Source organism: Microvirga sp. Mcv34, from assembly GCF_024519725.1.
GTDB lineage: Bacteria > Pseudomonadota > Alphaproteobacteria > Rhizobiales > Beijerinckiaceae > Microvirga.
The window spans coordinates 1-8,701 of sequence record NZ_JALJRK010000127.1 but is presented as its reverse complement, the minus strand read 5'-3'; the positions used below and the strand labels follow the sequence as shown (position 1 = coordinate 8,701).

Genomic DNA, 8,701 nt, shown 5'->3' with positions numbered 1-8,701 from the left:
ACGTGCTGTTCTTCCCGATGCACTTCCTCGGCCTGTCCGGCATGCCGCGCCGCTACGCGGATTATCCGGATGCCTTCGCCGGCTGGAACATGGTGTCGTCTATCGGCGCCTACATCTTCTTCGCCGGCCTGTTCATCTTCATGTACGGCGTGATCTATGCCTTCATCCGCAAGGAGCGGGCGGCCGACAACCCGTGGGGTGAGGGTGCAACGACGCTGGAATGGACCCTGTCCTCCCCGCCTCCGTTCCACCAGTTTGAGACGTTGCCGCGCATCGTAGACACCCGTCACTGATCGGGGCGTCGGTCGCAGCCATTCCATGCATTCATCAGCCTTGCCGCGCTCGGCCCTCATTCCGCGGGAACGGGGACGCTAGCATCGTGCTCCAAGCTTGCCTTCGGCGCCTCCGCCGGCGCTGGGCCGTTCCCGGGCTGTGGCTCCTCCGCCTGGGCTACCGCTCGAAGGCCTGCCAAGGCAGCCTCCAGATCGTCATTCCCGGCATTCTCCGGGTAGACGGCATAGGCCGGGAGCGGGAATTCCGGCGCATGAGGCACCAGGTGCAAGCGGCCGCTTGCGAGATAGGGCTGGGCCACGCGTTTGCGAAAGTACCCCGTTCCTCCGACCTGCACGATGTAGTCCAGCCCGAGCGGCCCCAGGCCGATGGAGAGGCCGGGGTTGGAGAACTGTGGGAAATTCAGGCCATGATGCGCCGCGAAATCCGCACCCCAATCGACATACACGTAGTCCGGATCCGACACGCCTTCTGTTGATGGATCCGTCGTGACCAGGACGAGCGTCTCCTCCATCAGCATCTCGACCTGCAGCCCCGGCCATTGTCTTGGCGAATACACCACCGCTAGGTCGAGCACCCCGTCGGCAACCTGGCGCAATAGGCCGTCCGACAGGCCGACCTGGGTCTGGAGGGCAAGGTCGGGGGCGTTGCGTCTCATCCACACCATCCAGTTCAGGAGGAGCGGGTTCCAGAGCGTCAGCTCGCCCCCCATGGCGAGGACCGCCCGGCGGCCGACCGGAACCGCGACCTGGTGGCGGGCCCGCTCCCAAACCTGCACGAGGGTCGGCGCGAACCGTAGAAACTGCTCCCCGGCGGCGGTCAGGGCCACACCGGCCTTGTTGCGGATGAAGACCGGGCGCCGAAGCTGGTCCTCCAGGGAACGGACGCGGGCGCTGACGGTGGTCTGCGTCACGTTCAGCCGCTCCGCGGCGCGGACGAAGCTTCCAGCCTCGACAATGGCCAGAAAGGTACGGGCGAGTTCGATGTCCATGGCGACACCCTTCGTTGGGTTTGGAGGCGCACGGGGCTTGAGAGGGAAAACCGCCGCAGGTCGCGGCCGCACCGGCGGCCGAGCTCTCCGGAGCAGCTCCGGCTGCTTCTGTGAGCCCCGGGCTCGGGCCGCGGCGGCGCCCGAATGAGCCCGGGGCTAGGTGCCCGCGATCAGGTTACCTGCGCGATGCAAGCCGCGGCTGAAACTCGGCAAGCTCAACATGGTTCATCGAGGATATGCCCCCCGGCGGGGAAGTCAAACGGAGCCCACCATCACCCTAGCGGTCGGAGGCCTCTCGCAGCAGGGACACCATGCCGCCGTACCCGCGGGCCTGTGCGAGCTGGAGCGGCGTCGCTCCGTTGCGGTCAGGGATCCTGGCGTCGGCGCCGGCTTCGAGGAGCGCCCGCACAGTTTCGGTGTGACGGGCCCCACCGTCCCCGAGGATCACCGCCTCGATCAGGGCGGTCCAGCCGAGATTGTTGACGTGGTCGAGCGGTGCGCCGGCCCAGATAAGCTCGCGGACAATGCCGTCGTGGCCGAGGTGGGCCGCGGCGATGAGGGCCGTGCCATCGTACACGCTGGTGATCAGCTTTGCGCTCGCACCTACGGCGAGCAGCGCCTTCAGCGTCGGCACGTCATCCCGGACCGCCGCGATGGTTACGGCATCATAGCGCTGGTTGTCGAGAAGGCTGGGATCCGCCCCGTTGGCGATCAGCTCCCGGGCTGCCGTCCCGTGACCTTGGAACGCCGCCACATGCAGCGGCGTGCGCCCGTTGCCATCCCGGGTGTTGAGATCGGCGCCCGCCTGGGCCAGGCGGCGGATGTCCTGGTCCGAGCCTCGGGCTGCGGCCGCGTGCAGACCGCGGTAGACGGAGACTTCAGTCTGTGTGGGTGGCGTTTGCGCGGAGGCCGCGCCCCCGGAGAGGCCCAGGATGACGAGCAGTCCGACCAGTGCGAGTGGATTGGCCATGGTCTGTCTCCACGTGGTGCGGCGGCCGGTGCAAATGCCAGCCACCGCATTGGCGATCACTTCAGTTTCGCCTGGATCTTGGCAAGACCGGCATTCGCGCATTCCTCATCAAGGTGCCCGCCCGGGGCGCCGCCAACGCCTACGGCCCCGATCACCTCGTCACCGGCTTTCACCGGCACGCCACCGCCGAGCAGCAGAAAGCCCTCGATGGCCGCCAGGTGCCGGGCGGCCGGGTTCTTGTCGGCATTCTCCATGATGGCGGTGGTGGTGTTGCGGGCGGACACCGCCGTGTAGGCCTTGGCGCGGCTTGCCTCGACGGTGTGGGGCCCGGCCCGGTCGGCCCGGAGCACGGCGCGCACAAGGCCGGCGCGATCCACCACCGTCGCCGTCACGTTGAAGTTCTTGGCGGCGCACGCCTCGACGGTGGCCTGGGCCAGCTCCTGGGCAATCGCCAGCGGTATGTTGCGTTCCTGAAGGACTTCGGCGCCGGCGGCCGCAGGGGCCAGGATGAGAGCCGCGACAACGGCATTGCGAATGTTCGACATAAGACTTCTCCTGTGGGGACCGCTCGGATCCCGGTGTGTTCGACACCCGGACCTTAGCCAGACGAAGCCCGGTGGGTTATCGGTGCGGCCCCGGAGCGGTCTCCGTAGTCCTACGGAGGCGTGTGGGTCGGGCGAGCCAGGAGCACGAGGCGCACCATCTCGGCAACCGAAGTCGTGCCCAGCTTTTCCGCGAGGTTGGCGCGGTGGGTCTCAACCGTGCGCGGTGAAACCCCCATGGCCCGGGCGATCTCCTTCGTCATCCAGCCGCGGGCCACCATGTCGAGGATCTCGCTCTCGCGCTGCGTGAGGCGGGTTAGCAGCGCCCGCGCCTCATCGGCCTCGCCGGCTTCACGTCGCTGCACGTCAAGCCGCGTGAAGCCCGCCTCGATGGCTTCGATCAGCACCTGCTCGTCGACTGGTTTCGTCAGAAAGTCGACGGCGCCGCCCTTGAAGGCGCGCCGGCAGGCATTGACGTCGCCATGCCCGGTGATCACCACCACCGGCATGCGCTCGCCCTCTGCGGCAAGCCGCTCCAGGAGCTGAAGGCCCGAGAGGCCGGGCATCCGCACGTCGGCGACGATGCATCCTTCGGCCGTCTGGTCGCGCCGCTCCAGAAAGGCGAGGGCGCTTGGGAAGGCCTCGACCGCGAACCCAGCCACGCGCAGGAGCATCCGGAGCGCGTCGCGGACGTCCTCGTCATCGTCGACAAGGAACACGGTGCGGGAGGATGTCTTCACTCGGCCGCCTCCTTCCGTTGGTCACCGAGCCGCGGCAGGCGGATCGTGAACACGGCACCACCCTCCGGCGCATTCGCCGCCGTGATCCGCCCGCCGAAGGCCTCGACGATCCGCTCGCAGAGCGGCAGACCAAGGCCCATGCCGCCCGGCTTGGTGGTGAAGAACGGCTCGAACAGGCGCGGCAGATCGACGGCAGCGATCCCCGGCCCCCGGTCTCGGACCACAATCACGGCCGTGTCGCCGCCAGCGGTTGTTGTGATCGTCACCGTCCGCCGCTCCTGCGGCAGGGCCTCGACGGCGTCCGCGGCGTTGCGCACGAGATTGTGCACGACCTGCTCGACAGACACCCGGTCAACCACGCTGACAGGATCGCCTGGGTCGAGATCAAGCTCCAGAGCAACGCCGCGGCGCTCCAGATCGCCCTGCATCAGCTCCGCGACGTTGCCAACCAGCTGGTTGAGGCTTGCGGGTTCGGGTGCCGGTCCGCTGTTCGACACGTAGGCGCGCAAACGCGCAAGGATGTCGCCGGCCCGCTTGGCGAGGCGGACGTTCGCGTCGAGCACGCCGATGATCTCGTCTCGATCCGCTGAAGGGGAGCGGGCGAGGCGCAGGCCCGCCTGGCTGCGGCTGAGGATGGCGGTCAGAGGCTGCGTGAGCTCATGGGCGATGCCGGAGGCCATTTCGCCGACCGTGTTGACCCGCATGGCATGCGCAAGCCGGGCCTGGTGCTCGTGAAAGCTCGCCCGCTCCCGGGCCTCCCGGGCCGCCCGCCGCTCGCGCAGCACCAACCCCGCGAGAAACACTCCGATCCCGGTAACGACTGCCACAAGCGCAACGGCCACGGGCGGCAGAAGCTCGCCGAATCTGGGCTGCCGGGCAACCCGCAGGAGGAGGGGCTGGGACCGGCTGCCGAGCGCTTTCTCGAAGGCGAGGTTCGGCAGAAGCCCATCAGATGAGGTCGTCTCTCCCACGTGGACGATCTCGCGTCCAGACGGTTCGCGCAGGGCCAAGTTCGTCCCCACGGGCAGGTCGGCCTCTGGTTCGATTAACCGCCGTGCGTCGACCGTCATCACCAGGACACCCGCTGGGACCGTGGCCTCGGGGAGTCTTTTGACCAAGTGGTAGGCTTCCGCGCCGTTTGGTTCAGCCAGCACAACCGCTTGTCCAGCCGAGAGATTGGCAGCGGTTGCTGCAAGCCCATCAATCCCCGGCCTGCCGGGCTGAAGCTCACGGGTCGTGAACACAAGGTTCGGCAGGGGCGCCAAGCCGACGACGTCGATGGCCGTGATGCGGGGGTAGAAGCGCAGGACGGCCTCGGCGACCGCACTCAAGGTCGTGAACGAGCGCTCAGAGCTGGCGAGCACGGCGGCGAGGCTCGTCAAGTGCGCGTCATGCTGATCCGCCCGTTGTGAGACGACACGGTGCAGGGTACGCGCCTCGACCTCGAAGCCGTCGCGGACGCGGACGAAGTTGACGGCCGAGACAGCGGCCGCCGCGACGACCGTCAGCGCAAACCAGACACCAAGAGTTCGTGCGGCACGACTATTCATGAGCGGGGAACAGAACAAGCATGATCATGAGACTAGCGTCGCGATAGCCGCCCGTCGACCGCCCGGCGTTGCTGCGCCGGAGGTGGATACCGGCTCGGCCAGGTCCATTGCGCACGGACAGAGGCACCTTGAGGCGATGGTTGCTTCAGTTCAGTCCGCTCACGGAGAGACCGTCTCATGCACCATGATGGCGCGAATGGCGCTGAGGTGATCGAACATGGCCTGCCGGGCCGCCTCAGGATCCCGTGCCGCGAGGGCTTCGACGATAGCCAGGTGCATGCGCCCCTGCTGCGCCGCATACTCCTTCTTGCGGGCCCGCCGGAAGGCGAGGTCGTGCTGCCGCTGCCAGCGGGCGCGGCCACGCACCGATGACAGGACATCAAGGAAGGCGATCAGCAGCGGATTGCCGGTGATCCGGGCGATCCCTTTGTGGAAGGCGTCGTCCGCCTGCTCGTAGGCCTGCCAGTCGGGCGCCTCGCTGCTCCGGAGCGCGTGGCCGCGCAGAAGGGCGATCTCGTCGGCGGTCGCACGCAGTGCCGCTTCGCCCGCGATGGGCGGCTCGATCAGGAGCCGGGCGTCGAGCACGTCGGCGGGAGACGCCATCTCGGCTAGAACCGACGGCCGGATCGGCTCATGGGCCGGGCGCGGCCCGACGAAGGTGCCCTGACCCACATGCCGCCAGATCAAACCCTCCTTCTCTAGGATGTTGAGCGACGCCCGGAGGGTCTCGCGGCTGCAGCCGATCCTGGGCGCCAGAATCCGCTCCGGCTCCAGCCGGTCCTGTGGACCGTAGGCCTGCTGCCGCAGGTGGGCGCGCAGGCGCCGGGTGGCATCGGCTGTCGTCAGGCGTGTGCCGGGCATGTAAGCAGACCAATTATTAGACCAATTTTGATCCAGCCTATGTAGCAGGTCTGGCGGTGGCGCGAAAGGTGCCGCCGTCAAGGGAATAGAGGAGAACGTCTGATGCGAGCCACGATTGTCGACCAGTTTTTTGGTGACGAGCCGAGCCATGACCCGACTGTCCGCGTGGGTCGCTCCATCGGCACCGTCCTGGGGCTGTCGATCTATCCGATGTTCGTCTGGATCGTCATCGACGGTCTCTTTCGCATTTTGTGAGCCGTGACCAGGCTGGACCCGCGTACCTTTGGGAGGATGCCATCCTGCCAAGGAGGCATGAAGCCGGCAGACCAGATCCAACTGGGCCTTCCCACCCAGGTCGTCCTGGGTTGGCTACTGACGGCGGTGGCCGGCTTTGTCGATGCCGTTGGATACATCGGTCTTGGGGGGCTGTTCGCGTCCTTCATGAGCGGAGCCAGCGTGTCGCTCGGCGTCGGGCTCGGCGACGGCGACTGGGGACCCGTCTGCCAGGGAGCGATGATGATCGCCTCATTCCTGGGCGGCGTCACGGTTGCGACCGTTCTGGCCGGTTGCATGGGAGCATGGCGCCTCCCGGCCGTCCTGCTGCTGGAGGCGCTCCTGCTTGCGGCAGCGGTTGCCCTGGCCAGCTCGGGATGGACTATCTCGACTGCAGTCCTCCCGGTCGTGGCGGCCATGGGCGTGCAGAACACCGTCTTGCAGCCGGTGAGCGGGGTGCGGCTGGGCGTGACCTTCATCACCGGCACGCTGGTGAGCCTGGGACGGTTGCTCGGCCAAGCCCTTCTTGGGCGGGCGGAGCCCTGGCGCCTGGGTGGCCATGTCCTCCTGTGGGGGGCACTCGTGGCCGGGGCCGTGGCTGGCGCGATCCTTCACGTCGCATTCGGCCCAATGGCCCTGACGGTTCCAGCCACATTGGTGGCCAGTCTGGCGATGCTCAGTGCGGTGCCCGCGGGGACGCAATCCCACTCGGCAGGTCCGCAGGAATGCCATCGCCAGGATCTGCTCCGGAAGGCAGATGGGCCTGACGGCACAGGTCGGCGCGATGGCGATCCGGCACCCAATCACCCCTCCGTGTGGCCGTACTACTGAGCGCCGCCAACACGCAGTTCATCATCGAATTGGAATGACTCATGCGTAAGATCGACCCATTTCTCCTGCTGATCATGGCAGCTGTCGCGGTGGCCAGCGTCCTTCCCGCGCAGGGCGCCAGCGCGGAGATCCTCGATACCCTTGGGATCCTGGGTATCGCGCTGCTATTCTTCGTCCATGGCGCAGCGCTGCCGCGAGAGGTCGTGATCGAAGGCCTCGTGCAATGGCGGCTGCATATCTTCATCTTCGCCATCACGTTCGTGATGTTCCCCGTGGCCGTGATACCGTTCGGTGTCCTGCCAGAGGCATTGATGCCGGCGGACCTGCTGCTTGGCTTTCTCTACCTGGCGGCGTTGCCCTCAGCGGTGACGTCCTCCATCGCCTTCACCGCCATGGCCAAGGGCAACGTGCCGGCGGCGATCTGCAGCTCGGCCGCATCCAACGTCTTTGGGCTGCTGCTGACGCCGGTGCTGCTGTCGCTGCTCACCCGGACCTCCGTCGAGGGTGGCTTTGACCTCACCGAGGCCCTGGGCGACGTGGTGCTCCAGCTCCTGGTTCCTTTCGCGGCCGGGCAGATGGCCCGCCCGTGGCTGGCCAGCGTCATGGCCCGGCACGAGCGCCGGATCGGCCAGCTCGACCAGGGCGTGATCCTGCTGATCGTGTACACGGCGTTCTCGCAGTCGGTGGTCGACGGCCTGTGGTCCCGGCTCCCGCCTGCAAGCGTAGCCCTGACGGCGGTGCTGTGCCTGGTGCTGCTGACGGTGGTGCTGGCCGTGACCGCCTTCATCGCCCGCCGGGTTGGCTTCTCCCGCGACGACGAGATTGCGGCGGTGTTCTGCGGCTCCAAGAAGAGCCTGGCCTCAGGCCTGCCGCTGGCGAAGGTCCTGTTCGCGGCCGCTCCCGGCTTCGGCATGATCGTACTGCCGATCATGTTCTACAACCAGATCCAGATCCTAGTGGGAGCCGTCCTTGCCCGGCGCTACGCGCAAAACGGGACGGCGATGGCAGCCTCCGCATGAAGTGTCTGGGAGTGCACACGACAGGTGCGAGCCGGCGCAGCCGGGCATTTCAGGAGGCTTGGACAGTACCGGGGTAGTCAATTCCGTGAGGGAAGGGGCGGGCGCCGGGCATGAGAGACGCTGGCTCGATATTGTCGGGTCCAAGGATGTGGAACACGGGGCACCCGAAGGTGAGCAGGTGGTCGGTGATGATCCGGCGGTGGCATCACTACTACACCGCCTCGGCGCACATTATGCCCGTGATGTTCCTGCCGCCGAGATCGCGCAGCCTGGCCAAGCTGGAGCGGAATGTGTCGCTCAAGGCGTAGCCGGCATAGTTCCGCAAGCTCTTGTTCTCCCAATACTCATTAGGGGAAGGAGGCATCTGGCGCTGCTTGCCGCGCAGCCCGCCGAGCTCGGCGATTTGTTCGTAGCTGATCTGAGATCAGGCTGTCCGGCAGGGCATCACGGTTGAACTGCTCAGGTTTTCGGAGAGCGGTTGCCGGGGAGTTGCCAAGCTCCATAATGGCCTCCTTCACTAGGCAAAGTCACGATGAAAACCGCTTTGGAGTATCGTAAGCACGCCCAGGAGTGCCGCCTGCTAGTGTTGTGACTCTAACGCTTGTTTCGCACGGGCGACCTTTTCCAGGATCG

Annotated in this window: 10 protein-coding genes and 1 pseudogene; 4 read left to right on the top strand and 7 right to left on the bottom strand. The window is 66.9% G+C overall.

From position 1 onward, the window contains the following. Positions 1-293, top strand: a pseudogene (locus OC446_RS28035) (cytochrome c oxidase subunit I); the annotation flags it as partial. A 56-nt stretch (positions 294-349) separates the two neighbouring features. Here the strand turns inward: OC446_RS28035 and OC446_RS28030 are convergent. The 6 genes from OC446_RS28030 to OC446_RS28005 form a co-directional block, all read right to left on the bottom strand. Then, positions 350-1,282: a LysR family transcriptional regulator gene (locus tag OC446_RS28030; protein ID WP_262032227.1), complete on the bottom strand. Its 933-nt coding sequence runs from the start codon at positions 1,280-1,282 to the stop codon at positions 350-352. 277 nt (positions 1,283-1,559) lie between these two features. Beyond that, the gene (locus OC446_RS28025; RefSeq protein WP_262032226.1) at positions 1,560-2,252 is read right to left on the bottom strand and encodes an ankyrin repeat domain-containing protein; all 693 of its coding nucleotides are present in this window, start codon (positions 2,250-2,252) and stop codon (positions 1,560-1,562) included. Between the two features lie 56 nt (positions 2,253-2,308). Then, positions 2,309-2,797 (bottom strand): GlcG/HbpS family heme-binding protein, encoded by a 489-nt coding sequence (locus OC446_RS28020; protein WP_262032225.1) that lies wholly within the window; start codon positions 2,795-2,797, stop codon positions 2,309-2,311. 110 nt (positions 2,798-2,907) lie between these two features. Further along, complete coding sequence (locus OC446_RS28015; protein ID WP_262032224.1) at positions 2,908-3,534, bottom strand: response regulator transcription factor; 627 nt, start codon at positions 3,532-3,534, stop codon at positions 2,908-2,910. Further along, positions 3,531-5,084: an ATP-binding protein gene (locus tag OC446_RS28010; RefSeq protein WP_262032223.1), complete on the bottom strand. Its 1,554-nt coding sequence runs from the start codon at positions 5,082-5,084 to the stop codon at positions 3,531-3,533. Before OC446_RS28010 ends, OC446_RS28015 begins: the two co-directional genes overlap by 4 nt. Before the next feature lie 159 nt (positions 5,085-5,243). Further along, positions 5,244-5,945: a FadR/GntR family transcriptional regulator gene (locus OC446_RS28005; RefSeq protein WP_262032222.1), complete on the bottom strand. Its 702-nt coding sequence runs from the start codon at positions 5,943-5,945 to the stop codon at positions 5,244-5,246. A gap of 102 nt (positions 5,946-6,047) precedes the next feature. Between OC446_RS28005 and OC446_RS28000 the strand changes: the two genes are divergently transcribed. The 3 genes from OC446_RS28000 to OC446_RS27990 are packed head-to-tail and all read left to right on the top strand — an operon-like array spanning position 6,048 to position 8,068. Then, the gene (locus OC446_RS28000) at positions 6,048-6,200 is read left to right on the top strand and encodes a hypothetical protein (protein ID WP_262032221.1); all 153 of its coding nucleotides are present in this window, start codon (positions 6,048-6,050) and stop codon (positions 6,198-6,200) included. A gap of 57 nt (positions 6,201-6,257) precedes the next feature. Further along, positions 6,258-7,049, top strand: coding sequence for a YoaK family protein (locus tag OC446_RS27995; protein WP_262032220.1), 792 nt, complete (start codon positions 6,258-6,260; stop codon positions 7,047-7,049). Positions 7,050-7,090: 41 nt separating this feature from the next. Beyond that, complete coding sequence (locus OC446_RS27990) at positions 7,091-8,068, top strand: bile acid:sodium symporter family protein (RefSeq protein WP_262032219.1); 978 nt, start codon at positions 7,091-7,093, stop codon at positions 8,066-8,068. A 211-nt stretch (positions 8,069-8,279) separates the two neighbouring features. Here OC446_RS27990 and OC446_RS27985 read toward each other — a convergent pair whose 3' ends face one another. After that, the gene (locus OC446_RS27985; protein WP_262032218.1) at positions 8,280-8,432 is read right to left on the bottom strand and encodes a DUF488 domain-containing protein; all 153 of its coding nucleotides are present in this window, start codon (positions 8,430-8,432) and stop codon (positions 8,280-8,282) included. Positions 8,433-8,701 lie beyond the last annotated feature (269 nt).

Bases quoted from the DNA above. Each gene is read 5' to 3' on its own strand.
- OC446_RS28000 (WP_262032221.1), top strand. From the start codon at position 6,048: ATGCGAGCCACGATTGTCGACCAGTTTTTTGGTGACGAGCCGAGCCAT.
- OC446_RS27995 (WP_262032220.1), top strand. From the start codon at position 6,258: ATGAAGCCGGCAGACCAGATCCAACTGGGCCTTCCCACCCAGGTCGTC.
- OC446_RS28020 (WP_262032225.1), bottom strand. From the start codon at position 2,797: ATGTCGAACATTCGCAATGCCGTTGTCGCGGCTCTCATCCTGGCCCCT.
- OC446_RS28030 (WP_262032227.1), bottom strand. From the start codon at position 1,282: ATGGACATCGAACTCGCCCGTACCTTTCTGGCCATTGTCGAGGCTGGA.
- OC446_RS28005 (WP_262032222.1), bottom strand. From the start codon at position 5,945: ATGCCCGGCACACGCCTGACGACAGCCGATGCCACCCGGCGCCTGCGC.
- OC446_RS27985 (WP_262032218.1), bottom strand. From the start codon at position 8,432: ATGCCTCCTTCCCCTAATGAGTATTGGGAGAACAAGAGCTTGCGGAAC.
- OC446_RS27990 (WP_262032219.1), top strand. From the start codon at position 7,091: ATGCGTAAGATCGACCCATTTCTCCTGCTGATCATGGCAGCTGTCGCG.
- OC446_RS28025 (WP_262032226.1), bottom strand. From the start codon at position 2,252: ATGGCCAATCCACTCGCACTGGTCGGACTGCTCGTCATCCTGGGCCTC.
- OC446_RS28010 (WP_262032223.1), bottom strand. From the start codon at position 5,084: ATGAATAGTCGTGCCGCACGAACTCTTGGTGTCTGGTTTGCGCTGACG.